The following is a 25,352-nucleotide window of genomic DNA, read 5'->3' on the forward strand; positions in this document are numbered from 1 at the left end:
GACCAGATGAAACTGGTTGCGGGCAGCACGGTTTTTTCGTGACGAAGCTTACGGGACAAAAACCTTCATATGCTTGAAGGTTCAACTTATTCCCTTGTAGAGTTGGAGCAGTAGCCACACGGGATCTTCCCGTGCCCCAATCCCTAGGAGTTAAAATATGTCCGCTCTGGAAAACAACCCGGGTCTGCAGACCGCTGCGCGTACCCTGCTTCGCTTGGCCTTCGGCTTCCTCTTCCTGGCTCATGGCTGGCAGAAATACTTCCAGTTCACCATCGAGGGCACCACTGCGGCCTTTGGCCAGATGGGCGTTCCTGCTGCCGGTTTGATTGCTCCAGTGGCGGCAACCCTGGAGATCGCCGGCGGCGCCGCGATCATCCTTGGCCTGCTGACCCGCGTCTTCGCTGGCCTGCTGGGCCTGCAGATGATTGCCGCCCTGTTCATGGTTCATGCCTCAGGTGGCGTGTTCGTGGAAAATGGCGGCTTCGAGCTTGTCCTGGCACTGGCTGCCGGCGCGCTGGCACTGCTCTTGACGGGCCCAGGCCGCATCTCGCTTGATGCGCTGATATTCAAGGGCAAGAAGTCGGAAAAGGCGCTGGCTAACGCCTAATCCCCAGCTTCAAGGAAACCCCGGGAATTCTTTCCCGGGGTTTTGTTGTGCCTGGAGTGGGTTGGTGTTGACGTGATCGAACGCACTCTGACATACTGAACGAACGGTCAGTATGTAATTTGTTTTCGATGAGGTGAACCCATGGCCCCGACCACACCGCAGGAGCCGGGACTGAGTGCCGTCCCGAGCTACGAAGAAGAGCAGTCCCAAGCGCGTTTCGACGCCTTGATCGATCAGGACTCCCGCGTCGAGCCACGCGACTGGATGCCTGAGAAGTACCGCAAGACCCTCAGCCGCCAGATCTCCCAGCACGCGCACTCCGAAATCATCGGCATGCAGCCTGAGGCCAACTGGATCACCCGTGCTCCCTCGCTGAAGCGCAAGTCAATTCTGATGGCCAAGGTGCAGGATGAAGCCGGGCACGGGCTCTACCTCTACTCGGCTGCCGAGACCCTGGGCACCACCCGCGACGAGTACAACGAGCAGCTGCTCTCCGGCAAGGCCAAGTACTCCTCGATCTTCAACTACCCTGCACGCACCTGGGCGGATATGGGTGCTATCGGCTGGCTGGTCGATGGTGCGGCCATCGCCAACCAGGTTCCGCTGTGCCGCGCCTCCTACGGCCCCTACGGCCGTGCGATGGTGCGCGTGTGCAAGGAAGAATCCTTCCATCAGCGCCAGGGCTTCGAAATCCTGCTCTCGCTCTCCCGCGGCACCGAGGCGCAGAAGAAGATGGCCCAGGACGCCATCAACCGCTTCTACGAACCCTCGCTGATGATGTTCGGTCCGCCAGATGACCAGTCGCCGAACTCCCAGCAGTCCATGGCCTGGAAGATCAAGCGTTTCTCCAATGACGAACTGCGCCAGCGCTTCGTTGGCATGATTGCCGAGCAGGTCAAGGTCCTTGGCCTGACCCTGCCGGATCCCCAGTTGCACTTCGATGAAGAGAAGAAGCAGTGGATCCACAAGGATTTGAACTGGGATGAATTCATGGCAGTGATCAAGGGCAATGGCCCGGCCAACGCGCAGCGGCTGGAACGCCGCCGTGAAGCGCACCGCGAAGGTGCCTGGGTCCGAGAAGCCGCCGCAGCATACGCAGCAAAACAAGCACGAAGTGAGGTCGCCTAGCATGAGCCAACAGAGCAATTGGCCCCTGTGGGAAGTATTCGTCCGTTCGTCCCGAGGACTCTCGCACGTCCACGCCGGATCCCTGCATGCACCGGATCAGCAGATGGCACTGCGCAACGCCCGCGATCTGTACACCCGCCGCAATGAAGGCGTCTCGCTATGGGTCGTAAAATCCTCGGACATCATCAGCTCCGACCCCGGTGAAAAGGATTCCTTTTTCGAATCCCCGCAGGGCAAAGACTACCGCCACGCGACCTATTACAAGGCCAGTGAGGGAGTGAAGCACCTGTGAAGCACGAAGAACTCGACGAAGCGCTCGATAGCTTCGGCGACGCGCTGGCCTCGGCCACCCGCGTCACCCCGGGCAATGCCCTGCGTCCGGAGGACATCGCCGTGGACGGCGTCAAGCCAAGCGAAGAGGTTGCGCGCTACGCGCTGACCCTGGGCGACGATGCCCTGATCCTGGCGCAGCGCATGTCGCACTGGATTTCCCGCGCTCCGGAACTGGAAGAAGATGTTGCCCTGGGCAATATCGCCCTGGATATCCTGGGCCACGCCCGCTCGTTCCTGACCTACGCCGGACTGGCCTGGGACAAGACCGAAGACGAATTGGCCTACTGGCGCGAGGAAGAAGAATTCACTTCGCTGTGGATTGTCGAACAGCCTAACGGCCACTTCGGCGTGACCATCATCCGCCAGCTGATCGTTTCGATCTTCCAGAACCTGCTCTACAAGCAGCTGGCGCAGTCAAAGGACGAAACCCTGGCCGCCATCTCGGCCAAGGCAGTCAAGGAAGTCGACTACCACCGCGACCACGCCATCCAGTGGACCATCCGCCTGGGCATGGGGACCGAGGAATCAGCGTCCAAGATGCGCCATGCCCTGGAAATCCTCTGGCCGTACGTCGATGAGATGTTCCGCGATGAGGAAGTCCACCAGGACCTTGCGGGCATCGCCGTGCTGCCCTCCACCCTGCGCGGTGCATGGGATGAAGAAATCACTGCGGTACTGGCCGACGCCGGACTGGAGATTCCTGCAACCGGACAGGCCATGGCCTACGGACGCCGCGGCGAGCATTCGGAGCACCTGGGCTACCTGCTGGCAGAGATGCAAGTTCTCGCCCGCAAGCATCCCGGTGCCAGCTGGTAACTACGCAACATTTTTGCCCGAAAAGGGGGAAGCAGTCTTGAGCAAGACGATCGCTGGCGCCAAGGACCTGTTCGCTATCGCCTCCCAGGTGACCGACCCGGAAATTCCGGTGCTATCCATCGCGGACCTGGGAATCCTGCGCGAGGTGGACATGGCCGAGGACGGAACCGTGCAGGTAGTCATCACCCCGACCTATTCAGGTTGCCCGGCGATGGATGCCATCAATGGCGACCTGTACACCGCTTTCGCAGACGCCGGATATGAAAAGGTTGACGTCAAGCTGGTACTGAGCCCGGCGTGGTCAACGGACTGGATGACCGCGGAAGGCAAGGCCAAGCTCGAAGAGTACGGGATTGCCCCACCGACCGGCCAGGGCCACGCAGGCCGCGTCACCCTGGGCATGAGCGTGAAATGCCCGCGGTGCCACTCGCTGAACACCCGGGAGTTGGCCCGCTTCGCCTCGACTTCCTGCAAGGCGCTCTACACCTGCAAAGACTGCTTGGAACCCTTCGACTACTTCAAGGTGCTCTCATGACCGAAAAAACCACTCCCACCCGACGCCGGGCATCCTTCCATCGGCTCACCGTCTCGAACGTGCGCCGGTTGACCAAGGACTCAATTGAAGTCAGCTTCGCCATCCCTGGCGACTTGAGCGAGGAATACGACTACGTCGCAGGCCAGTACGTGGCGTTGCGCAAGGAAATCCCCAACGCCGAAGGCGAGCTGGTCGAACTGCGCCGTTCGTACTCGATCTGCGCCGCCCCGACGGGCGACGAGATCAAGGTGGCGATCAAGCGCGACCTGGGCGGCCTGTTCTCCACCTGGGCCAACGAGTCCCTGGCCGCAGGGGACCAGATCGATGTGATGAGCCCTGCCGGCGCTTTCATCTCCAAGCACAAGCTCACCCAGATCAATAACCCGTCGACCATCGACACCAAAGCGCAGGACCGTTTCGTGGCCGTCGCCGCCGGCTCGGGCATTACCCCGGTGCTGGCCATTGCCCGCACGATCCTCGAAGCCAATGAGCACACCCGCTTCGACCTGATCTACGCGAACAAGGCCGCCATGGACGTCATGTTCCTGGAGGAACTGGCCGACCTGAAGGACCGCTACACATCCCGGCTGGCACTGCACCACGTGCTCAGCCGCGAACAGCGCATTTCGCCGTTGCTTTCGGGCCGCATCGACGCCGAGAAGCTCACCACGCTGCTGACCAGCGTGGTCCAGGCACCGAATGTTGACGAGTGGTTCCTTTGCGGCCCATTCGAGCTCGTCCAGTTGGTCCGCGACCAGCTGGCCAGCTTGGACGTTCCCGCCGAGAAGGTCCGTTTCGAGCTATTCACCACCGGCGAGCCGACGAAGCCGCAAGGGCATATCGGCCGTCCCGTGGTGGCGGACGAGAATGAGGAAAGCTACGAGATCAGCTTCAACCTCGACGGCCTGAAGGGCGAGGTCAAGTCGCCGGTGCGGGCCAACGAAACCGTGCTGAACGCTGCCTTGCGCGTGCGTCCGGATGTGCCGTTCGCTTGCGCTGGCGGCGTGTGCGGCACCTGCCGTGCCAAGGTCACCTGCGGTACGGTCACCATGGCCGAGAACTACGCGCTGGAACCCGACGAAGTCGAAGCCGGCTACGTACTGACCTGCCAGTCGCACCCAACCAGCGAAAAGCTGAGCGTCGACTTCGACGCCTAGAAAGGCCAGGACGAATCCATGATCGAACTGACGATTGAAGATTCCATCGCGCGGGTGGTGCTCAACGCTCCGCAGAAGATGAACTCGCTGGATGAAGCTGCGTTGGCGCAGCTCTCGGAAGCCTATGACAAAGCGGCCGTCGCCGTGGCTGCGGGCACCGTGCGCGCGCTGGTACTGACCGGCGAGGGACGCGGATTCTGCGCAGGTCGCGACATCTCCGGGGTAGATCCCGCGGACGATGACGTGATCGGCTATCTTGACGGCAAGGTCCAGCCGCTGCTGGAAAAGATGTCCAGCTTCCCTGCGCCAACCTTCGCGCTGGTGCAGGGGGCCTGCCTGGGCGTGGGATTGGGGCTGGCGATCGCTACCGACGTAGTCTACGTCGCGGAAAACGCCAAGATCGGCTCGCCGTTCGCGAACCTCGGTGCCACCTTGGACTCGGGCGGGCACTGGCTGTTCACCGAGCGTCTCGGGGCACACCGCACGCTGGATCTGATCTACACCGCCGAACTGATCTCCGGTGCTGAAGCGGTGCGTTCGGGATTGTTCTCGCGTGCGTTCGCGCCCGGGGAACTGGTGGAGCGCAGCGAAGAAATCATTGCCAAGGTAGCCCAGGGTGCAACTCAGGCATTCATCGCTTCCAAGCAGCTGGTCAAGGAAATCCGTGACCAGCGTGCGGGGCTGTGGGAATCGATGCGTACCGAGAACCGGGCGCAGGCAGCCCTGTGCGACACCGCTGACTACGCCGAAGGTTTCAAGTCCTTCCAGGAGAAGCGCAAGCCGGTGTTCACCGGCCAGAAGTAGTTTCGCAGCAGACACGAGAAGAGCACCTGGAAATGGTATCCAGGTGCTCTTCTCGTGTCTTCTGGTGAACTGCTGCCTATCGAGTGTCGGTGTCTTCGAAGATCAGCAGGGTCTGCGTATCCAGGACCGTTGGCAAAGACTGCAATTGCTCGAAGACCACGCGGCGCAGATCCAGATTGTCCTTGGCTCGCACCAGCAGGATCACATCGAAATTGCCTCCGACCAGGCCCACATGATGCACCTCGGGAATGGACGCCAAGTGATCGCGCAGTTCGCGCCAGGAATGCTGGCGGAGTTTCAAGGTCACGTAGGCGCTGGCCTTGAGCCCTGCCTTCACCGGATCAATCACCGCCGTATAACGAGTGATCACCCCGGCATCTTGGAGCTTTGCGATACGGGAATAGGCGTGGGCACGCGATACATGCACCTTTTGTGCCACGGTGGTGACCGACTGGCGCCCGTCGCTGGTTAGCTCAGCGAGGATCGCATGGTCGACATCATCGAGTTTTAACTCCGCTTCCGCGGCCATTGGTACTCCTTGTTGACGTGTCGGACGTCTCTGTTCCAAACACAATCTATCGAAACTTTTCGTCTACGAGTATAAGGATACCAATCACAACTTTCCACGATTCCACGCCGGACTGGATACAGAATGCCACGCATACCCATAATTGATTGCAAATGATGTTTAGGTGAAGTGAGTCACAAGCAGTTGTGCTCATGGACCGAGCCAGAACCACGAAAGGTGGGAGAACATGAGCACTGAAGCGCATGCAGATCGCATCTCTGATGTCAGCAAGAAATTCGGGATTACCCCCGAAGACTACATGCTGCCAGCACGCCACATGATCAACCTGTTGAACCCGGACGGAACCCTGCGCCCAGAGGACCAGCAGGGTACTGAACCTGGCCACGAGTACCCGCTGCCAAGCCCGGCCCGGCTGCTGGAAGCCTATGCGGCCCTGGTCACCGGCCGCCGCGTCAACGACCAGAACTCCGCACTGGTCCGCCAGGGCCGCATGGCTGTCTACCCCTCCAGCCACGGGCAGGAAGCCTGCCAAATCGCAGCAGCCCTGTGCCTGGGCGAGAACGACTGGCTTTTCCCAACCTACCGCGACACGGTAGCGGTGCTGACCAAGGGCGTAGCCCCGATGGAAGTCATGACCAGCTTCCGCGGCGAATGGCACTGCGGCTATGACCCGAAGGCGTATAACTGCGCACCGATGTCCACCCCGCTCACGACCCAGCTGCTGCACGCAGTGGGTGTCGCCCACGCTGCCAAGCTGCGCGGCGAAGACACCGTAGTGGTGGCCATGTGCGGCGATGGCGCCACCAGCGAGGGCGACTTCCACGAAGCGCTGAACTTCGCCGCGGTCTTCAACCTTCCGGTGATCTTCTTCGTGCAGAACAACAAGTACGCCATCTCGGTTCCGCTCTCGCAGCAAAGTGCCGCCCCGTCCCTGGCCCACAAGGCTGTTGGCTACGGCATGGCCGGCGAGCGCGTGGATGGCAACGACCTGATGGCCTTGATGGCCATCATGACCCGTGCGGTGCGCATGGCCCGCGAAGGCCACGGCCCGCTGCTGATCGAGGCCCACACCTACCGCATGCAGGCGCACACCAACGCAGATGACGACAAGCGCTACCGCGAGGACTCCGAGGTCCAGGAATGGATCGCCAAGGATCCGGTGACCCGCATGAAGGCGTACCTGGACGATGCCGGGCTCTTGACCGATAGCACCGTCGCCAAGATCACCGCAGACGCCGAGTCGGTCGCCAAGACCTTGCGTGATGGCATGAACCAGGAAGCCAACACCGATCCACGTGAGCTGTTCGAGCACGTGTACTCGGCCAAGACCCCGCAGCTGGCTGAACAGCAATCCATGCTCGTCGACGAACTAGACCGTGAGGAGGCCTAGGATGACTGCTACTACTTCGCGCTTGAACCCGAACGTCAGCGCTGCCACCGCACGAGCCGCAGCCAAGGCCGCCAATGAGCACCAGCCGGTGACCTTCGGCAAGGCCTTGAATACCGCCCTGGCTGATTCGCTGGTTGCCGACAACTCGGTAGTGATCTTCGGCGAGGATGTGGGAACCCTTGGCGGCGTTTTCCGCATCACCGACGGGCTGACCGCACGCTTTGGTTCCGAACGCTGCTTTGACACCCCGCTGGCCGAATCCGGCATTGTCGGCATGGCCGTGGGCATGGCCATCAACGGCATGCGACCGGTTATCGAGATGCAGTTCGATGCATTCGCCTACCCGGCGTTCGAGCAGATCGCTTCGCATGTCGCCAAAATGCGCAACCGAACCCAGGGCAAGCTGAACCTGCCGATGGTCATCCGCATTCCGTACGCCGGCGGCGTGGGCGGCGTGGAGCACCACTGCGATTCCTCGGAAGCCTACTATGCCCACACTCCAGGGCTGAAGGTCTTCACGCCCTCGTGCGTAGAGGATGCCTACCTGATGCTGCGCGAAGCCATCGATTCGGATGATCCGGTGGTCTTCTTCGAGCCGAAGAAGCTGTACTGGTCCAAGGAGCAGGTGGACTTGGCGCAGCTGGCCGAGCAGTACGAGGCCAAGAAGAGCGCTAGGACCGAGGGCCAGGCGCGCATCGCCCGTCCGGGCAGCGATGCCACGCTGATTACCTATGGTCCAAGCGTTTCCACCGCATTGGAAGCTGCCAAGTTGGCAGCCGAGGAAGGCATCAGCCTGGAAGTTCTCGACATCCGGAGCATTGTGCCCTTCGATGACGAGACCGTCTGCGCATCGGTGCGCAAGACCGGACGCGCTATCGTGGTTGCCGAAGCCCAGGGCTTCGCCTCGGTAGCCAGTGAAATCGTGGCCCGGGTGCAGGAGCGCTGCTTCCACTCGTTGGCCGCTCCAGTGCTTCGCGTGACCGGATTCGACATTCCATACCCGGCCCCAACGCTGGAAAAGTTCCATCTTCCAAGCGCCGAACGCATTCTCGACGCGGTTGACCAGCTTCAGTGGGAGGCGTAAATGAGCATCAAGACTTTTCTCTTGCCAGACCTTGGCGAAGGCCTGACCGAAGCCGAGCTGGTGCGCTGGATGGTTGCCGCCGGTGACGTTGTCGCAGTTGACCAGCCCATAGCGGAGGTGGAAACCGCGAAGTCGCTGGTGGAGATCCCTTGCCCGTTTGAAGGCGTAGTGTCGACCCTGCATGGGGACGCCGGCCAGATGATGCTGGTGGATGAGCCTTTCATCTCCGTGAACACCGGCGGCGAAGAAGCTGAAGCGCCTGAAGCCGAACGTGCGCAGTCCTACCGCGAGGAAGAGCGTGCTGGCACCCAGGTACCTGCCGAAGAATCAGCAGAAGCCGATGAGGGTAGCGGCAATGTGCTCATTGGCTACGGCACTTCCTCTGCCCAGCGCAAGACCAGCCGTCGGCGCAAGCCGCGCGGCGGGGTAGCCGCGCCAGCGGCACAGGCACCGGCCGAAGCGGCCCGCGTGATCAACCCGCTGGTACGCAAGCTGGCGCGGGATAACGCCTTGGATATCACAACGGTTCGAGGCTCTGGTCCAGAAGGGCTGATTCTGCGCACCGACGTGGAAGCCGCCTTGTCGGCTGATGCGGCGGCCGCTGCGCCGGCAGCACCGGCCCCGGCTTCCGCAGCCGCGGTGCCCGCTGCACCAGCCCAGGCTGGCGGGGCGGATTCGAAGACCGGCCTGCCGGTCGCATCTTCCCAGGTGCTCTCGGGCGTGCGCAAGACCATCGCCACCGCGATGAGCACTTCGCGCCGCGAGATCCCCGAGGCTACCGTGTGGGTGGATGTCGATGTCACCAAGCTGCTGAAGCTGCGATCGATGATCAAGGAAGCCGAAGGCCAAGCTCCAAGCGTCATGGCACTGATCTCCCGTTTCGCGGTGGCCGGCTTGCGGCGCTTCCCTGAACTGAACAGCCGCATTGAGGCTGAAGCTGATGGGGGCTTGCGCCATACCCTCTTCGAGGGCGTGAACCTCGGGTTCGCAGCCCAGACCGGTCGCGGCCTGGTTGTGCCGAATGTGCGCAACGCCCACAAGCTGAACGCCAAGGAACTGTCAGCCGAGTTCGCTCGACTGGCTACGGTGGCCCGCGAGGGCAAGGCCGGTGTCGCCGACCTGTCCGGCAGCACCTTCACCATCAACAACTACGGCGTGTTCAATGTTGATGGCTCCGCGGCCATCATCAACTACCCGGAAGCGGCCATTCTGGGGCTGGGGCGCATCATCGAGAAGCCGTGGGTGGTCAATGGCAAGATCAAGGTCCGTTCCATCTGCGAGATGACACTGAGCTTTGACCACCGGGTCTGCGATGGCGGAACCGCTGCCGGCTTCATGCGCTATGTTGCCGACGCGATGACGGATCCAAAGACTGCGCTGGCTTCGCTCTAGCGCCTACTGTGCGCAGTGCTCGCTCTCAAGAGTGATCTTGATGCCCGTCGAACCTCACGAGGATTGACGGGCATCACCCTTTTTGCTGATATTTCATCTATGTTCGATCATTTATCAGCATGTCAAATATAGGTTGCTAGAATTGAACCAATTATTATTTCTATGATGGAAATATGTTGGGTTGCTTTCCAGCCGCTTATGACGCGGGCTAGGCAGCAGGAACAGGGGATTGAGATGTCAACAGCGGGGACCGGAATCAAGAACCGGCCATTCATCTACCTGCTGTTCCTGCTACCGACGGCCATTGTGCTGGGCGCCTACGCCCTGCTCGCCGGCAAACTGCCGGAAATGACCGCCACTCACTGGAGTTCGACCTATCCGGACGGGTTTACCCGCACCGCGGTGTTTGTTCCCGTCTGCATCGGGCTATGCATTCTTGGTGCCATCACCGGAGTGATTTCCTTGGCGCTGCGCAGCAAACCGGCACTGCTCATGGTGCTGCTCTTTGCCGGCGGGTTGCTCTCCTGGAGTGCAGCTGGCGTATTCGTCGGCTCGGCGGTGCCTACAGCGCTCGCCGAGACACCTGAAACCGCAGTGCTGGGCGGCATGATGGCTGTGCTGATTGCCTGCTCGCTGCTGGGCATTGCGCCACTGTGGGTCAGCGGCATCTACCAGCAGTACACCAGGCAATCCGTTGAGGCCCGCCAGGCACGAAGTGATGCAGCGCGGGGCATCCAGCGGCCTGTTGCGGCGGGGACACCAGCCATGGCACGGCAAGAATTCAATCAAACGATGGCAGCACCGTGGTGGATGTGGCTGCTATGCCTGGGGGTGTTCGCGGCGCTTTTCATTGCTGTTGCGTTGCCGCTGCTGACCGGTTACAGCCAAGATGGCGGCTGGGTGGGCTTCATCGTTGCCATGACCCTGTCGGCCGTGGCGTGCGTATCGATTCTGGGTTTGATCTGGATTCGGGTATCGATCAGCGGCGATCGCTTCCGGGTATCATCAGCGGTCTTGGGGTTCCCGATGCGAACCATCAAAATCGACGAAATTGAATCTGCGACCAGCGAAAAGATCGTTCCCATGATGTGGGGAGGCTGGGGCTGGCGAATCATTCCAGGCGGTTCGGCCATCGTGATGAAAGAAAACGAAGGCCTCGTTTTCGAGCTCAAGAACAAGAAGCGTTTCGCCGTGACCATCCCGGAATCGCAGCAAGCCGCAGACCTGCTCAATGCCCGCATGGCCTGCGGGAAACAGTAGCGAATAACGTTTCTGGGCCTGCGCCCTACTTATTGAAGGTGCGCATGGGCCCGATAACCACCGAGCGCAGCACCAAGCCGGATACCAGCGAAGCAGCCACGACATGGATGATCCCCAATGCCGCGTAGACCAATTGCAGGAACTCCGGGATCTTCTGGATATGCGGGTGCGGCAGGAGGAACGAGAGCCCGATTACCGCAGCCCAGACAACCAGGCTGCCGGCCCCAACTTTCCTCGACCAGGTGCCCTTTGGCAGTTCATGGCTCAGCGGCTGGATGCGCTGGAGCACTACCGAGGCCAAGACCATCCAGAATCCGGCCACCACGAAACCAGCTGCAATGTCACTTGGACGGTGCCAACCGCAGATCAAAGTGGCCACCCCGGTCACCGTCGCGAACAACCACGCGATCGGCTGGACTACCGGACGCAGTTTCGGTGGTGAAACCAGGTACATCAGTCCCATTGCGGCGGCAGCGGCGGTGGTGTGTCCTGAGGGAAAAGAATTTCCTGTGGTGCCGAAGTTGAAATCCGGGCGGGACAAGATCTCGTGCTTGAGCAATTGCGTGCTGCCCGCTGCGGCTGCGGCCGCGATGACCGCCACGATGGCCCGCAGGAAGCGCCGGTCGCGAATCACGCGATACAGCAGGAAAACTGCCGCAATGATGCCGCAGATTGCCGGCAAGAGATTCAGGAATTCACGGATCGGATTAATCAGGTCCGTCCGGGGCCACCATTGCGACCACGCTATGAATCCAGCCTGATCGGCCCATTGCCCCACACGCTGCTGGACGAAAAATACGTATTCGAGACAGAACAGCGAAATCAGCAACAGCAGAGCCCACCACCACCTGATATGGTGCGGGCGCGCGGATGCTGGATTGCGAGGCATATCTCTAGGGTGTCATATCCGGCACGGGGAACGGCACAGTTCAAGCATGTAACTATGCCCACCCTCGATAGGCTTAGAACATGAGTGTTGAACTTCCGCCCCTTGAAGATCTGCTGGCAAATTCCCATGTTGTCCGGTTGCCGATGCGTGTGAAATTCCGTGGTGTCACCCAGCGTGAAGCGCTGCTGATCAACGGGCCGGAAGGTTGGGGCGAGTTCTCTGCATTTACCGAATACGGACCGGCCGAAGCCTCACGGTGGCTAGCCGCTGGAATCGAGGCCGCTTACCAGCCGTTCCCGGAACCGTTGCGCACCAGCATTCCGGTCAACGCCACCTTGCCTGCAGTTGCGGTCAAAGATGTCGGAGCGGTTCTCGAACGCTATGACGCGCCGCACACCATCAAGATCAAGGTGGCAGAAAAAGGCCAGGGGATTGAGCAGGACCTGGCGCGTGTAGCTGAGGCCCGTCGGCTCTACCCGCAAGCAGCGCTGCGCGTGGACGCGAACATGGGATGGGATATTGCCCAGGCGGTCCCGGCCTTGAAGGCACTGAGCGAGTACGACCTGCAATACGCGGAGCAACCAGTGCCTGGCATTACCGGGCTGGCAGAAGTCCGCGAGCAACTGCGCAACGCCGGCAACCCCTTGAAGATCGCCGCTGATGAAGCGGTGCGGAAGCACACCGACCCCTTGGAAGTCTCGCGGTTGGGCGCAGCAGATCTGATGGTCATCAAGGCCCAACCGCTGGGCGGCATCGGTGCGGTGCTGCAAATTGCCAAGCAAGCCGAACTGGATGTTGTCGTGTCCAGCGCCCTGGATACTTCGGTAGGGCTGGCCCAAGCCGCAGCCTTAGCCAGCGCGCTGCCAGAACTGCCCTATGCCTGCGGCCTTGCGACGGGCACCTTGTTCGCCGAAGACGTATGTGCCGAGCCGTTGCTGGCCACCGCTGGGTACTTGCCGGTGCGTCGCATTGAGCCGGATCACCAGAAATTGGATGGCTTGCGTCCGCAAGAGGCGCGCGTGCGCTGGTGGCTGCAACGCCTGGAGTCCTGTTATGCCGAGCTGACTAGGGGATAACCCCAGGCAAGAATCTATTTCCCCGGCGTTAACCTTTGCGTTGCATTTAGAACACTTCCAAGTGAAAACCTCAGTTCGAGTCATTCCCCTGACAATGAGCCACATACTGAGGAAGTGAGCGGATCATGAATCCAACCCGTACCCTTTTGCCAATGCTGGGCCACACCCGCGGCGGTCGTTCTGCAGCTACTTGCCACTTCAAGTGCGCCGACGCCTGCACCAAGCCAGATTGCAACACTTCGTCCAACGGCTACTTCAAGGACATTGCCGACAAATCGCTCTCCCGCCGCAGCATGCTGGGCCTGGGCGCCGTCGGTGCTTCAGCCCTGGTCATCGGCCCGCAGCTTTTCGGTGCAGCCGACGCTACCGCGGCACCACTGGTTCCAATGAAGCCAGGCAAGGGCGGGCACCTTTCATTCGATGCCATTGAGCCGGTGTCGCGTTCGGTGGATACTGTTTCCGTTCCAGAAGGCTATGACTGGAATGCCATCATCCGCTGGGGCGACCCGCTCTTCAAGAACACCGCGGAATTCGATGCTTCCAAGCAGTCCGCCCGCAAGCAGGCTGAACAGTTCGGCTACAACTGCGACTACCTGGACATCATTGTCGACAAGTACTCGGGACGCACCGGCGTGCTGGTTGCCAACCACGAATACACCAATGAAGACATGATGTTCGACTCGGCTTGGTTCGAAGCGAACCAGGAAGAAGCCCGCAAGATCGCGATGAACGCGCATGGCTTCTCAGTGGTTGAGGTCAAGCGCAAGAAGAATGACAAGAAGTGGAGCTACGTGCAGGGCGGCGAACGCAACCGCCGCATCACCGCTAGTACTGAATTCCGGGTCGATGGCCCAGCCGCAGGCAGCGACCTGCTCAAGACCGCCGCAGATCCAACCGGTACCAAGGTTCTTGGCACCTTGAACAACTGCGCCGGAGGCACCACCCCATGGGGCACCGTACTCTCCGGTGAAGAAAACTTCGACCAGTATTTCCGTGGTAAGGGCACCGCCGAGGAATCCCGCTACGGCATTGGCACCGCCGCGACCGACCGCGGCTGGGAAGAAAGCGACCCGCGCTTCGGCCTGCACAACGAAGGCTTCGAAAACGAAGCCAACCGTTTCGGCTGGGTAGTCGAAATCGATCCGCAGGACCCTTCGTCCACCCCGGTCAAGCACACCAACCTGGGCCGTTTCAAGCACGAGGGCGCCAACGTTCGCATTGCCAAGAACGGCAAGGTTGTTGCCTACTCCGGCGATGACTCGCGCTTCGAGTACCTGTACAAGTTCGTCTCGAAAAACACTTTCTCCAAGCACGATCGCAAGCACAATATGGGCTTGCTCTCCGAAGGCGACCTGTACGTTGCCAAGTTCGCCGGCAACTCTCCAGCTAGCGAGATCGACGGCAGCGGCGCAGTTCCGTCTGATGGTGCTTTCGACGGCATGGGAACCTGGCTGCCACTGGTGAAGAACGGCGAATCCAAGGTGGAGGGCATGGGCATCGACGAGGTGCTGGTCTACACCCGCCAAGCAGCTGACAAGGTCGGCGCCACCAAGCTGGACCGTCCCGAAGATGTTGAGCCAAGCCCGGTATCCGGCAAGGTCTATGTGGCACTGACCAACAACACCGACCGCGGCAAGGACGGCAAGGAAGGCGCAACCGAGGTCAGCCCACGGGTACGCAACCGCGACGGCCACGTCTTGGAAATCACCGAAGCCGGCAACGACGCCACCGCCGCGAAGTTCACCTGGAACATCTTGCTGGTTGCCGGCGATCCAAATGTGAACGGATCGACCTACTTCTCCGGCTACCCAACGGACAAGGTCTCGCCAATTTCCTGCCCGGATAACCTGGCATTCGATTCCAAGGGCAACCTGTGGATCTCCACCGACGGCGCCCCTGGCACCATCGGCTACTCCGATGCACTGCACAAGGTCACCCTGACCGGCAAGGATCGCGGCCGTGTCGAGCAGTTCCTGGCCGTGCCAACCGGTGCAGAGACCTGCGGCCCGCTGATCCATGACAGGGACAACTCGGTCTTCGTCGCGGTGCAGCACCCGGGTGAAGGCGGCAGTTTTGCCAGCCCTACCTCGCTGTTCCCGGACTTCGTGAAGAACGCAGGAGGAGCCGGCAAGGGCGAGTTCTACGGCCCGCGCCCATCGGTCGTCCAGGTCTTCAAGCAGGATGTGAAGCCGGGCAACGGCAAGGGCAAGGGACACGACAAAGGCAAGGGACACGACAAATAAGTCGGACTAGCCCGCAGTGCAAGGGCGTCGGCAGGATCCTCTCCGGGATCCGGTCGGCGCCCTTTGCCGTTCCAAGTCGGTTGACCGGCACGTCAAGGCATAGACTTGGATCATTGCCTTCAGCTTTGGAATCTAAGGAGTCATGCGGCGTGGGAATGCAGCAACCTGGCGAGCAACGCGCCATCACTACAGCTCGCCATGTGCTCTCCGCCCTGATCAGTGCCGGGATCAGGGATCTGGTGATTTCTCCTGGTTCGCGCAGCGCGCCCTTGGCCTATGCTGCAGCCGAGGCAGAAGCCGCGGGGATCCTGGATATCCATGTGCGCATCGACGAACGCTCCGCGGCCTTCATGGCACTGGGCCTCGCCCAAAGCACCATGCGGCCGGTAGCCCTCGCCGCCACCAGCGGCTCGGCCATCGGGCAGATGCTGCCTGCAGTAATGGAAGCCAACCACACCGCGACACCACTTCTGGTCCTTTCTGCCGACCGTCCCGATGAATTGCACGGCACCGGTGCCAGCCAGAGCACGCGCCAGAAAACCCTCTTTGGCGAGCACGTTCGTCTGGCCGCCAATGTCCCCGCTGGGGCAGATCCGCAACACGAGGTCCAACGCGCATTACTGGCCTTGGCCGGTGACCAGCACACTGCCGCAGGTCCGGTCCAATTGAATCTGCAGTTCCGGGATCCGCTCACCCCTGCACAGGACGAGAGGATCGAGAGCCAAAGCTGGACGGCAGTTGAGCCGGGGCAGTGGAAGGCACACGACCAGCTGGACAGAGCGAGCTTGCCGGTCCAGCAGCTGAAGCCACGCCGGAGCATTGTCGTCGCCGGGCATGGCGCCGGGCAGGAAGCGCAACGATTCGCCCATGGCCTGGGGCTGCCATTGTTTGCCGAGCCATCTTCCAACGCACGGTTCTCGGCCAACGCCATTGGCCACTACCGTCCCCTGATCACGGCGGGCATGGACCGCATTGAACGCGTGGTGCTCTTTGGCCGTCCGACGTTGAGCCGCCCGGTGGGCCAGCTTCTGGCCAACCCGGCGATCGAATCGGTGATTTGGCAGCCTCAGCCGGTGGCCTGGTATGAAGCGGGCCGGCGTCGCGAAACCCCGGTCAGCTCTTGGAGCGAATTGCAGGAGTTCGCCGGCACCGGTGCAAAGGGGTGGCTGGAAGCATGGCAGCAGCTCGATGCCCAGGCCTTGGCCGTGCGCCAGGGCCTCAGCCGCGAATCGGCGATTAACGGGGTAGATGTCGCCGACGCCATTTGGGAACACGCACCAGAAGTTCTCCTGCTTGGCTCATCGAATATAGTTCGCGACTTCGACTTGGCGGCCCGCCCCGCGCCCGGACGAACCATGACCGTGCATGCCAACCGCGGCCTTGCCGGAATTGATGGAACCATTGCCACCGCCTTGGGCCTGGCCCAGGGCGGCAAGCGGCGCACACTGGCGGTAATGGGAGATATCACCTTCGCCCATGACGCCAGTTCGCTGTCCTGGACCCCCGGCGAGGAGCAGCCAATGGTGGATATCGTGGTCTACAACGACGGGGGAGGAGCAATCTTCTCCACACTGGAGCACGGAGCCGTGGATGCCTCGGGCCGCTACGCCAATGCGGTGGAACGCCTCTTTGCCACGCCGCAGCAGCTGAGCCTGCCTGCGCTCGCCGAAGCCTATGGTTGGCAGTACGCCATGGCGGCAAGCAAGGAAGAGCTTAGCGCCATCTTGGCTGCAAGGCAGCCGGCGAACCTGCGCCTGATTGAAGTGCCGGCATCACGGAGCAGCCTGCGCGCGGAGAATCTTGAGTTGAACCGGAAGATCGGGCAGCTTTCCTGGCCAACGACCTAGGGCAAAAGAAATTCCCCTGCCTTGCCCGTCGGCAAAGACGGGCAACGCAGGGGAATTTTTGCAGTTGAACTCAGATATCCACGTGCGTGGGATCGAGCACGCGACGCAGGAAGTCCTGGGTACGTGGCTGCTGCGGATTGCCAATGACATCCACGGCCTTGCCTTCTTCCACCACGACGCCACCGTCCATGAAGAACACGCGGTCAGCAACTTCCTTGGCGAAAGCCATCTCGTGGGTAACCACCAGCATGGTCATGCCCGCTTGGGCCAGATTCTTCATAATGGACAGGACCTCGCCCACGGTCTCCGGATCCAATGCACTGGTTGGCTCATCGAAGAGCATCAGCGTTGGTTCCATGGATAGCGCTCGGGCAATGGCCACGCGCTGCTGCTGGCCACCGGAAAGCTGGTCAGGGTAGCGATCGCCGAAGTCGCCCAGGCCTACACGCTCCAGATTGCGCAACGCGACCTTCTGGGCTTCGGCCTTCTTGCGCTTGAGCACCTTGATGGGGGATATCGTGCAGTTCTCCAGCACGGTCAGGTGCGGGAACAGGTTGAACTGCTGGAAGACCATGCCTACCTGCTGGCGCATCTTGTCCAGGTTCACATCGGGATCGGTGACGTTGAAGCCACCGACCATAATGGTTCCTCCGTTTGGCTGCTCCAGCAAATTCACGCAACGAAGCAGGGTGGACTTGCCTGAACCGGATGGGCCGATGAGGCAGACAACCTCGCCCGGAGCAACATTCAAGTCAATGCCCTTGAGCACTTCGTTGCTACCGTAGGACTTGCGCAGTCCGGTGATTTCCACGCCCGAAGCATGGACTGAAAGTTCATTGGTGTCAGTCGACATTTTCAAGTCCTATCTATCGCTTGGTCTTGGCGGCGCGGGATTCAAACTTGCGGGCCACCAAGCTCAGCGGGATGGTGATCACCAAGTAGAACAGGCCGGCGACGACCAGCGGGGTGATGCCGGCATCGATTTGCGAGATGCCGTCACGGCCAAACTTGGTCATTTCGTACTGGGCCATCGACGCACCGAGGATGAATGCCAACGAGGTGTCCTTGGTCAGCAAGATGATTTCGTTGGTCATGGGCGGCAAGACGATCTTGAACGCCTGCGGAATCACGATGGTGACCATGGCACGCCACGCTGGCATGCCCAACGAACGGGCAGCTTCGGTCTGTCCCTTTGGCACCGCCTGCAGGCCTGCACGCAGGGTCTCAGCGATGTAGGCTGCCGAGACCAGGCCCAAGGCGCACATGACATTGACCGGCTGCGGCCACTGGGTTCCGAACGCCTGAGGCAAGCCGAAGCCGAAGGCCAATAGGACCAGGATGGCTGGAATACCGCGGAAGAATTCGATAAATGCAGTGGCGAACCAGCGATATGGCGCGAAGGACGCCATTTTCATCAGGGCCAGAAGCAGACCCAGGATGAGGCCGAAGGCGAAGGAGATGATCGTGTAGAAGATCGTGTTCTTCAGACCGACCAAGATCATGCCAGGGAACATCGGTCCCAATTTGTCGAAGGAGAAGAAGGCATAAATGGCCTTGTTCCAATCAACGGCCAAGACCAGTGCGATGATCGCGATGATGAAGATGGCGATTTGAATGGTCTTGCTCATGCGGGCGCGCTGACGTGTAGTCATTGCCATGCTTGATTACCTCTCATAAAGGAAGCGGAAGCTGGACTGCCAACCTGTGGGTGCAGTCCATGCCCCCGCTTGCCTTGGAATCAGTTGATGCTCGAGAATTACTTCTCGCCGAACCACTTCACAGTCAGTTCTTCCATGGTTCCTGCATCGGCCAGCCGCTTGAGGGTGCCATTGACCAGTTCCAAGGTCTTTGGCTGCTCCTGTGGAACTGCAATGCCCAGCTGCTCGCCGGTCTTGAAGTCGGCCACGACGCTGAAGCCGTCCTTATCCTTGATCGCGTAGCCCAATACCGACTGGTTGCCCAGCAATGCATCCACTTGGCCAGCCAGAAGTGCCTGGGTTTGCAAACCGGCATCCTCGAAGCCAACGATGTTGCTCAAGCCCTGTTCCTTGGCGTACTTCTCGCCGGTGGTGGCCTGCTGGACGCCGACCTTCTTGTCCTTGGCGGATTCAAGATCCTTGATTTCAGAACCGTCAGCCGAAATCAGCACCAGATCGTCATCCATATAAGGGGTGGAGAAGTCCATCTTGGCCGAACGCTCTTCGGTGATCGATACCGAGGAGATCGCGATATCGCACTGGGTGCTGAACAGGCCGGATTCAATGGAGTCGAAGCTGGCGTCGATGACGTTCAGATCCAGTTCTGCATCCTTGGCAATCTCGGCAGCGATATCCATATCGAAGCCGACGTTCTTGCCGTCCTTGACGAATTCGAATGGTTCGTAAGGAATGTCTGAGCAAATGGTGAGTTTGCCTTCGTTGAGCGGGAAGGAACCAGCTTCGGCTTCACCTTCGGAACTGGAACCGGAACCGCAGGCGGTGAGAGCCAGCAGTGCAACGGACGTGACGGCAACAGCGGAGGCGAACTTCTTCTTGAGACTACGCATAGGATCAGAACCTACTTTCGGGTTATGCGAGTGGATCAGTGCGTAGCCACAATCATAACCGGGGCAACACTAGGCTGAGATTCACCTCACACATGTCGCGTCGAGGCTAAGTATTATTTATGCTCAGTGCGATCCTAGCGGCCTTGATCCGCTGTGCAGCCTGCGCCTACTCGGCTCCGAGGGCTTGGCGCATGGGGCGCATCTTTGCCCATGATTCGGCTAGTTCATCCTCGGGCACCGAGCCCGGAACAATGCCGCAACCCGCGTACAGGCGCATCAGCTTTTCGTCTTCCAGGATTCCGCCACGCAGCGCGATGCCGAATTCGCCATCGCCACGGCTGTCAACCCAGCCCACGGGGCCGGCATACGGTCCGCGGTCCATGCCTTCCAGCTCGCGCAAGAGCACGCCAGCCTTCTTGGTCGGCGTGCCGCACACGGCAGCGGTCGGATGGAAAATCTCGGCAACATCCAGTGCGGTAGGCAGAACGCCGGCGGCATCGGCGCGCAGCTGGGCGCGTACGTCGCTGGCCAAATGCCAAACATTGGGAAGCTGCAGAATAAAAGGTTCTTCCGGCGCGCTCATGCCGTGCGAAATGGGATTCAGGGAAGCCGTGAGCGAATCTATGGCCAGCTGGTGCTCGTTGCGCTGCTTCGGATCTTCAAAGAGGTTGCGGTGCGCGAAACCGGGGTCCTCGGCGCCAGTGGCCGCGCGGTCCAGCGTGCCAGCTAATACGCGGGCCTCGGCCAAGCCGTCGGTAACGCGCACCAGCATCTCCGGGGTAGCGCCTACCAGGCCGTCCACTGAATAGGTCCAGCAATTGCCATAGTGCTCGGTCAGCGCATCGACCACGCGGGCAAGATTGATCGGGGTGGAACTATGCGCCAACACATCGCGGGCCAGCACCAGCTTGGAAATTCCGCGTTCCTCGAAACGGCCCAGCGCCTGATCCACGGCATCAAGGTAGGAACCGGCGGTCAGCTGCCCGCTGGTCAGTTCGATGCTGCCCGGTTCGCTCGCTGGCAACGACGCATCGGCCATCGCGGCTTCGGCGCGTGCCAAAGCCTGCTGGTAGGTCAGCCCGTCGAGTTCCTCTGCGCTGCCGGTGATGGTAATCCAGGACTTTTCCTCATCGCGTCCGATCACCAGCTGCGGGATCACCATGCGCGATTCGAAGACGCTGGTGAAGGAGAACGCAAAAGAACCGAAGGACACCAGGCCGCTGCCGGGGCGGGCGATCGGGTCAATGATCTGTGCCTGTTCGATGACCTGTGCAAGCCAGGCGCGGGCACGTGCAAAGCGCTCTTCGCCGTGGGTGTGCAAGCGGGCCGCAGTGCCAAAGCCAACCAGACCGTGGCCGTTGCGGGTCCAGACCAAGCTTCGGTGACGCAATGAGTCGGCAACCAGTGTTTCGGGGGCATCAAGGTATTCAAAGGTGATGCTGGTGAGAACAGGAGCCGACGGCTGATGAGCACTGGCGCTAAGAACGGGCGAATCTGCAGACATGATAAGGCTAAGCCTACCGCGCAATGCCGGGGGAAAAGGCTTGCGGGTGTCCGTGGTCACCCCTGTGAGATCGGCCGGGTCTGGTGAGAAGTGCCGGGGGAACCCGGTAAACTCTAAAACGACCTCCTAGGTCGCTGGTACCAGACCGGTATGCCCGGTCTGGCCATGCCAGCAATGTGCAGTGGAAAGCATCGGCTAGAGTGAAGAGATGTTTGCGTGCATCTTGCAGGCAGATTGCCTTCGCATACCGCGATGGCCAACCCGATGAAAGATAAGTAAGCCGTAGAACAGTGACTGATTCGAAGAGCAACTGGACCGCAGCCGGACACGACGTGTCCGACTCGATTGAGCTGAATCCTGAAACCGCTGCATTAGCTGCGGCCATCAATCTTCCCTCGGGCTTCGCTTTGCTGGCCGAGGACCCGGACTTCGGTCCGGCTATTTCCATCGGCATGGCAAAGGTGGAGAAGCTGCTGCGCGACGCGCTGGCCAACTCCGACCCCTTGATCGACGCATCCAGCCGCCACCTCGTTGAGGCCGGAGGCAAGCGAGTGCGTCCCCTGCTGGTGCTGCTGACTTCCCTGCTGGGCGACGGCGTGAATGACGATGTCATCAAGGCCGCTGCCGTAGTGGAACTCACCCACCTGGCAACCCTGTACCACGATGACGTCATGGACTCTGCTCCAATGCGCCGCGGTGCACCAACAGCTCACGAGGTGTGGGGCAACTCGGTGGCGATTCTCGCCGGCGACCTGATCTTCGCCCGTGCATCGGTCTTCGGATCCGAGCTGGGCCCAGAAGCAGTCATGTGGCAGTCGCGCACCTTCGAGCGCTTGTGCCTCGGACAGCTGCATGAATCCATCGGCCCGCGCGAGGGCGACGATGCCATCGAGCACCACATCCAGGTAATCAGCGACAAGACCGCGTCGCTGCTCTCCACCTCCGGAGCCTTCGGCGCCCGTTTCGGTGGCGCCCCGCAGTACATTGAGGTACTGCGCGAGTATGGCGAAAAAGTTGGTGTTGCCTTCCAGGTCGCCGATGACGTGATCGACTTGGCATCCACGGAAGCCGACTCGGGCAAGACTCCGGGCACCGATTTGCGTGAAGGCGTGCCGACCTTGCCAATTCTGCTGCTGCGCCAGGCAGCAGCCGAGGGCGACGCGCAAGCGCAGCAGGCTATCGAGCTGGTTGATGCGGATCTGGCCACCGATGAAGCACTGGCGGCCGCTGTGGAAGCTGTTACCGCGCACCAGGCAATCCATGATGCATGGAAGGCCGCACGCCAGTGGGCCGATGACGCGATTTCCGTCTTGGCTCCACTGCCCGAGGGCACCGTGAAGCAGGCGCTGATTTCCTTCGCGGATGCGGTTGTTACCCGCGAAGCCTAGGCAAGCTCGAACAAGCAAAACCCCGGAAGACTGCATAGGTCTTCCGGGGTTCTGTTTTGCCCACGGCTGCTGCCAGATCCCTGCTAGAGCTGGTCGTTGCAGTTCTGCCCGTCGTCGGTTGACGCTTTACTCCCAGGACGATTCTTGCTGGCGGTAAAGAACCTGACGGCGAGAATGACCAGGCCAATGGCCACGAGGGCCGGGATGATGTAGAAAATAATCAGTTCGTAGGTATTCGGGACCAGGGGATTCATGTTTACATCTTATGGAGATCCCGACAGATGCAGTACCACCTCAATGATGATATTCCTGTAAACCGGGAGCATGGCTCCAGTGCTAGGCAGAAAATGCCTGAGGTCTCCCATAAGTGGCAAGCAGGCCCCGGCAACGAATTCTCGTTCCCGGGGCCCGCGCGCGCCAGCGTCATGCCCTCGTGCTTATCGGACGATGTTCTCCGGGACCAGCGGCTGCGGATGCTCGGGGGAAAAGAGCGCTCGGCGCAGCTGCTGCGCTTTGCTGGCCCGATCCTGGATCGATACCCGGTGGCGCAGCTGCCGATAGAGCTCGTCATCGGCGTAGCGCGGGAAAACGTGCTGATGGTAATGCCAAACATGCTGATTGCCCGCAGGCTCATTGTGCTGCCGCGTGCTCGTGCCCTCGGGATTCCAGGCGAGCTTCATCGCCAGGGCAACGCGCTTGGTCTCCCGCATGATCGCGGCGCCGGTCTGCTCATCCAGATCGTAGAGCGCTTCCAGATGCGCGGTCGGAATGATCATCACGTGCCCGCCGTAATTACCGAACCCATCACAAGCCATGATTGCTGCCACCAGATCTGTCTGGTAGATCAGATCCGTGGGCGCGCACAAGTTGTCCTGGCTGAAAGGCTGGTCGTTGACCAGCTCGCAGAAGGGACACTGGTAGTTGGCTGGTTCATGGGAACGGTGGAGCACTAGTCCTCCAATTCGGCGGCCAGCTCTTCAAACACCCAGGTGTACATGTCCAGGGTGAATTCGCTGAAGGTGCCTTCCTCGCTGGTCCATTTTCCCTTGGCATTGCTGCGGCGGTAGACGATTGGATCCGGAACATCGAGCTGGGATGCCTTGAAGCCCCACACGAACTTCTCTTCCTCATCTTCCAGGAACAGGAGGTAGCCGTCTTCGATTTCCAGTTCTTCAGGGTCGAAGAAGTAGTGGTATGCCTCCATGAAATCCTCATTGTTGCCCAGAGCACGATAGAACTCTTCAAGGACAAATGGAATTGAAACCTCGGACTGCGCCAGCCCTTCGCGCAATTCTTCGGCGCTCAAGCCATCGGCTTCGTTCCACTGGTCTTCCAAGTACTTGGGAACCAGGGAACAGAACTTCTCTAGAAACATGTCTGCCATGTCTTTATCCTATCGAGATTAGCCCAGCTCAAGGGCACTCAACGCGATCCAGAGCTGGACTCGGTCGCTAGTCACATTAGGGTCGTAGCCAGAAAGATCGGAAATCTGCTGGATCCGGTAGCGCACCGTATTGCGGTGCAGGCCCAAGGACTCGGCCACTGCCCCCACCGAGCCATCGCGGTTGAGGTATTCACGCAAGGTCAGCAATAGGTCAGAATCGTGGGAGGCGTCGAATTCCTGCAACGGGCCCAGGGCTTCGATGGCCAAATCCTGCAGCGGAACATCGTGGGCGGCGAGCAAGAGCGAGGTGAGAGAAAGCTTGGTGGGTTCGTTGACCCGCTCTCCGTGGCGCAGGGACTCCAGGGCCTCGAAGTAGCTCCAGCGGATGCCGGTGGTATTCGAGTAGCGCCCGCCGTAGCCCACCCGAGCCGGAAGGCCGGCCGCGAGCAGATACTCATCGAGGTGCTTGATGGACAGCTGCAGCTTGCTGTGCGCGACAATGATCGCCAAGCGGCCATCTATGATGGCTGAGACCTGCGAGGACAGATCTGCGGGCAGTGGCAGAGTTTGCAAACGCTCGACCTGTGATGGAGCCTGCACCAGGATGACCGAGTGCTCACGCTGGGTATTCAAGCCAAGTGCCCCAAGGCGGCCAGCGGCATCGGCGCCAACCAGGGCGCCAGTGGCGAGGTCCTCGAGCACCTGGCCGTTGGCATGGCGCTGCGAGGCGCGCAGGCGGGATTTATTGGCCAGTTCCAGCCCGATCAGCGACTGCGCGTAATCGACTACTGGATGGTGGACATAGGGTTCTGCAATATGCAGGGTGCACTTATCACGCAGGCCCGTGGCCACTGGGCGCTCATTCCAGGAACGTGCAGGGTCATAGTCCCCGCTGATCACTTCGCCGTGCAGGGTCAGCGCTACCTGGGTGCCGAGCATTCGCTCGAGTTCCTCGAGCATGCTGTCCAGATCCGAGGAAAGCAGCGTCTGGGCCAGCTTCTGGTGGGATTTCAACAGACTTTCAACACGCTTGAGATGGTCGGAATTCAGTGCTTCGGCGATCAGCCGGGTAATTGCGGCAAAGGGTATCTGATAGGGCACCTCGAAGACAGGAAGCCCTACTTCGCGGGCGGCTTCAACCGTCGCTTGCGGTACTGAAGCGTGTTCCAGGCCTGTGCCGAAACCCAGAGCTACGGCATCGTTGGCCGCAAGGACCTTGACGAACTGCCGCTGTGCGGCCTTGGTCTTCTGGCGCACGCCGGTGGTCAACACAATTTCTCGCCCGGTGAGGAACTGCGACGGGTCAAGCAGCTCGGTCACCGCACCCCAGGTGATGACCATGCCATCGCGATGAGTGTGTTCAGTCAGCGGTCGAAGGTCGAGCTCGTCATGTTCCAGAAGACCGCGTAAACTAATTGCCATATAGCCATTCTAGATGGAT

General features: G+C 60.6%; 25 protein-coding genes. 15 read left to right on the forward strand and 10 right to left on the reverse strand.

Features of this window, described 5'->3' with window-relative positions:
* Positions 1 to 157 precede the first annotated feature (157 nt).
* From ACIOJF_RS00870 to ACIOJF_RS00900, 7 genes are all read left to right on the forward strand, one after another.
* Entirely contained in the window at positions 158 to 607 is a 450-nt protein-coding gene (locus ACIOJF_RS00870) for a DoxX family protein (RefSeq protein ID WP_105656926.1), read from the forward strand.
* A gap of 141 nt (positions 608 to 748) precedes the next feature.
* The gene (paaA, locus tag ACIOJF_RS00875; RefSeq protein WP_105656925.1) at positions 749 to 1,735 is read left to right on the forward strand and encodes a 1,2-phenylacetyl-CoA epoxidase subunit PaaA; all 987 of its coding nucleotides are present in this window, start codon (positions 749 to 751) and stop codon (positions 1,733 to 1,735) included.
* A gap of 1 nt (position 1,736) precedes the next feature.
* Positions 1,737 to 2,027: a 1,2-phenylacetyl-CoA epoxidase subunit PaaB gene (paaB, locus tag ACIOJF_RS00880; RefSeq protein WP_105656924.1), complete on the forward strand. Its 291-nt coding sequence runs from the start codon at positions 1,737 to 1,739 to the stop codon at positions 2,025 to 2,027.
* Positions 2,024 to 2,884, forward strand: a complete 861-nt coding sequence (gene paaC / locus ACIOJF_RS00885) for a 1,2-phenylacetyl-CoA epoxidase subunit PaaC (RefSeq protein ID WP_105656923.1) — start codon at positions 2,024 to 2,026, stop codon at positions 2,882 to 2,884. Before paaB ends, paaC begins: the two co-directional genes overlap by 4 nt.
* 37 nt (positions 2,885 to 2,921) lie before the next feature.
* On the forward strand, positions 2,922 to 3,419 hold the full coding sequence (gene paaD, locus ACIOJF_RS00890) for a 1,2-phenylacetyl-CoA epoxidase subunit PaaD (protein ID WP_332489069.1): 498 nt from the start codon (positions 2,922 to 2,924) through the stop codon (positions 3,417 to 3,419).
* On the forward strand, positions 3,416 to 4,576 hold the full coding sequence (paaE, locus tag ACIOJF_RS00895; RefSeq protein ID WP_105656922.1) for a 1,2-phenylacetyl-CoA epoxidase subunit PaaE: 1,161 nt from the start codon (positions 3,416 to 3,418) through the stop codon (positions 4,574 to 4,576). Before paaD ends, paaE begins: the two co-directional genes overlap by 4 nt.
* A gap of 18 nt (positions 4,577 to 4,594) precedes the next feature.
* The gene (locus ACIOJF_RS00900) at positions 4,595 to 5,380 is read left to right on the forward strand and encodes an enoyl-CoA hydratase/isomerase family protein (RefSeq protein WP_402734701.1); all 786 of its coding nucleotides are present in this window, start codon (positions 4,595 to 4,597) and stop codon (positions 5,378 to 5,380) included.
* A 76-nt stretch (positions 5,381 to 5,456) separates the two neighbouring features.
* On the opposite strand, the gene ACIOJF_RS00905 is transcribed toward ACIOJF_RS00900, so the two are convergent.
* Positions 5,457 to 5,909: an Lrp/AsnC family transcriptional regulator gene (locus ACIOJF_RS00905; protein WP_013349765.1), complete on the reverse strand. Its 453-nt coding sequence runs from the start codon at positions 5,907 to 5,909 to the stop codon at positions 5,457 to 5,459.
* 226 nt (positions 5,910 to 6,135) lie between these two features.
* On the opposite strand from ACIOJF_RS00905, the gene pdhA reads away from it, so the two are divergent.
* The 4 genes from pdhA (at position 6,136) to ACIOJF_RS00925 (ending at position 11,035) form a co-directional block, all read left to right on the forward strand.
* Positions 6,136 to 7,299: a pyruvate dehydrogenase (acetyl-transferring) E1 component subunit alpha gene (pdhA, locus tag ACIOJF_RS00910; protein WP_402734702.1), complete on the forward strand. Its 1,164-nt coding sequence runs from the start codon at positions 6,136 to 6,138 to the stop codon at positions 7,297 to 7,299.
* 1 nt (position 7,300) lies between these two features.
* On the forward strand, positions 7,301 to 8,383 hold the full coding sequence (locus ACIOJF_RS00915; RefSeq protein WP_105656918.1) for an alpha-ketoacid dehydrogenase subunit beta: 1,083 nt from the start codon (positions 7,301 to 7,303) through the stop codon (positions 8,381 to 8,383).
* Complete coding sequence (locus tag ACIOJF_RS00920; RefSeq protein WP_402741097.1) at positions 8,384 to 9,775, forward strand: dihydrolipoamide acetyltransferase family protein; 1,392 nt, start codon at positions 8,384 to 8,386, stop codon at positions 9,773 to 9,775.
* Between the two features lie 234 nt (positions 9,776 to 10,009).
* Entirely contained in the window at positions 10,010 to 11,035 is a 1,026-nt protein-coding gene (locus ACIOJF_RS00925; RefSeq protein WP_402741098.1) for a hypothetical protein, read from the forward strand.
* A gap of 25 nt (positions 11,036 to 11,060) precedes the next feature.
* Here the strand turns inward: ACIOJF_RS00925 and ACIOJF_RS00930 are convergent, their stop codons facing one another.
* Positions 11,061 to 11,924 (reverse strand): phosphatase PAP2 family protein, encoded by an 864-nt coding sequence (locus tag ACIOJF_RS00930; RefSeq protein ID WP_105656915.1) that lies wholly within the window; start codon positions 11,922 to 11,924, stop codon positions 11,061 to 11,063.
* 80 nt (positions 11,925 to 12,004) lie between these two features.
* Here ACIOJF_RS00930 and ACIOJF_RS00935 point away from each other — a divergent pair, with 80 nt between their 5' ends.
* From ACIOJF_RS00935 to menD, 3 genes are all read left to right on the forward strand, one after another.
* Positions 12,005 to 13,000, forward strand: a complete 996-nt coding sequence (locus ACIOJF_RS00935; protein WP_332489063.1) for an o-succinylbenzoate synthase — start codon at positions 12,005 to 12,007, stop codon at positions 12,998 to 13,000.
* Positions 13,001 to 13,125: 125 nt separating this feature from the next.
* Positions 13,126 to 15,243 (forward strand): PhoX family protein, encoded by a 2,118-nt coding sequence (locus ACIOJF_RS00940; protein ID WP_402741099.1) that lies wholly within the window; start codon positions 13,126 to 13,128, stop codon positions 15,241 to 15,243.
* 155 nt (positions 15,244 to 15,398) lie between these two features.
* Positions 15,399 to 17,090, forward strand: coding sequence for a 2-succinyl-5-enolpyruvyl-6-hydroxy-3-cyclohexene-1-carboxylic-acid synthase (gene menD, locus ACIOJF_RS00945; RefSeq protein WP_402696313.1), 1,692 nt, complete (start codon positions 15,399 to 15,401; stop codon positions 17,088 to 17,090).
* A 70-nt stretch (positions 17,091 to 17,160) separates the two neighbouring features.
* Here menD and ACIOJF_RS00950 read toward each other — a convergent pair whose 3' ends face one another.
* From ACIOJF_RS00950 to ACIOJF_RS00965, 4 genes are all read right to left on the reverse strand, one after another.
* Entirely contained in the window at positions 17,161 to 17,943 is a 783-nt protein-coding gene (locus ACIOJF_RS00950; protein ID WP_105656911.1) for an amino acid ABC transporter ATP-binding protein, read from the reverse strand.
* Between the two features lie 13 nt (positions 17,944 to 17,956).
* A complete protein-coding gene (locus ACIOJF_RS00955) occupies positions 17,957 to 18,748 on the reverse strand; it encodes an amino acid ABC transporter permease (RefSeq protein ID WP_105656910.1) in 792 nt (263 codons plus the stop codon).
* Positions 18,749 to 18,846: 98 nt separating this feature from the next.
* Positions 18,847 to 19,635 carry an ABC transporter substrate-binding protein gene (locus ACIOJF_RS00960; RefSeq protein ID WP_105656909.1) on the reverse strand — a complete coding sequence of 263 codons (789 nt, stop codon included), beginning with the start codon at positions 19,633 to 19,635 and terminating at the stop codon, positions 18,847 to 18,849.
* A 166-nt stretch (positions 19,636 to 19,801) separates the two neighbouring features.
* A complete protein-coding gene (locus ACIOJF_RS00965) occupies positions 19,802 to 21,139 on the reverse strand; it encodes an isochorismate synthase MenF (RefSeq protein ID WP_105656908.1) in 1,338 nt (445 codons plus the stop codon).
* 290 nt (positions 21,140 to 21,429) lie between these two features.
* Between ACIOJF_RS00965 and ACIOJF_RS00970 the strand changes: the two genes are divergently transcribed.
* Positions 21,430 to 22,527, forward strand: a complete 1,098-nt coding sequence (locus tag ACIOJF_RS00970) for a polyprenyl synthetase family protein (RefSeq protein ID WP_105656907.1) — start codon at positions 21,430 to 21,432, stop codon at positions 22,525 to 22,527.
* An 83-nt stretch (positions 22,528 to 22,610) separates the two neighbouring features.
* On the opposite strand, the gene ACIOJF_RS00975 is transcribed toward ACIOJF_RS00970, so the two are convergent.
* The 4 genes from ACIOJF_RS00975 to ACIOJF_RS00990 all read right to left on the reverse strand — a co-directional run bounded on the left by ACIOJF_RS00975 (position 22,611) and on the right by ACIOJF_RS00990 (position 25,333).
* Positions 22,611 to 22,781 carry a hypothetical protein gene (locus ACIOJF_RS00975; RefSeq protein WP_166650716.1) on the reverse strand — a complete coding sequence of 57 codons (171 nt, stop codon included), beginning with the start codon at positions 22,779 to 22,781 and terminating at the stop codon, positions 22,611 to 22,613.
* 183 nt (positions 22,782 to 22,964) lie between these two features.
* Positions 22,965 to 23,477 (reverse strand): HIT family protein, encoded by a 513-nt coding sequence (locus tag ACIOJF_RS00980; RefSeq protein WP_105656906.1) that lies wholly within the window; start codon positions 23,475 to 23,477, stop codon positions 22,965 to 22,967.
* Positions 23,477 to 23,911: a hypothetical protein gene (locus ACIOJF_RS00985; RefSeq protein ID WP_105656905.1), complete on the reverse strand. Its 435-nt coding sequence runs from the start codon at positions 23,909 to 23,911 to the stop codon at positions 23,477 to 23,479. The genes ACIOJF_RS00980 and ACIOJF_RS00985 overlap by 1 nt, the downstream gene beginning before the upstream one ends.
* Before the next feature lie 18 nt (positions 23,912 to 23,929).
* Entirely contained in the window at positions 23,930 to 25,333 is a 1,404-nt protein-coding gene (locus ACIOJF_RS00990; protein ID WP_332730740.1) for a PucR family transcriptional regulator ligand-binding domain-containing protein, read from the reverse strand.
* Between the last annotated feature and the right edge of the window lie 19 nt (positions 25,334 to 25,352).

The sequence above is a fragment of the Glutamicibacter sp. NPDC087831 genome, assembly GCF_044742845.1.
Lineage (GTDB): Bacteria > Actinomycetota > Actinomycetes > Actinomycetales > Micrococcaceae > Glutamicibacter.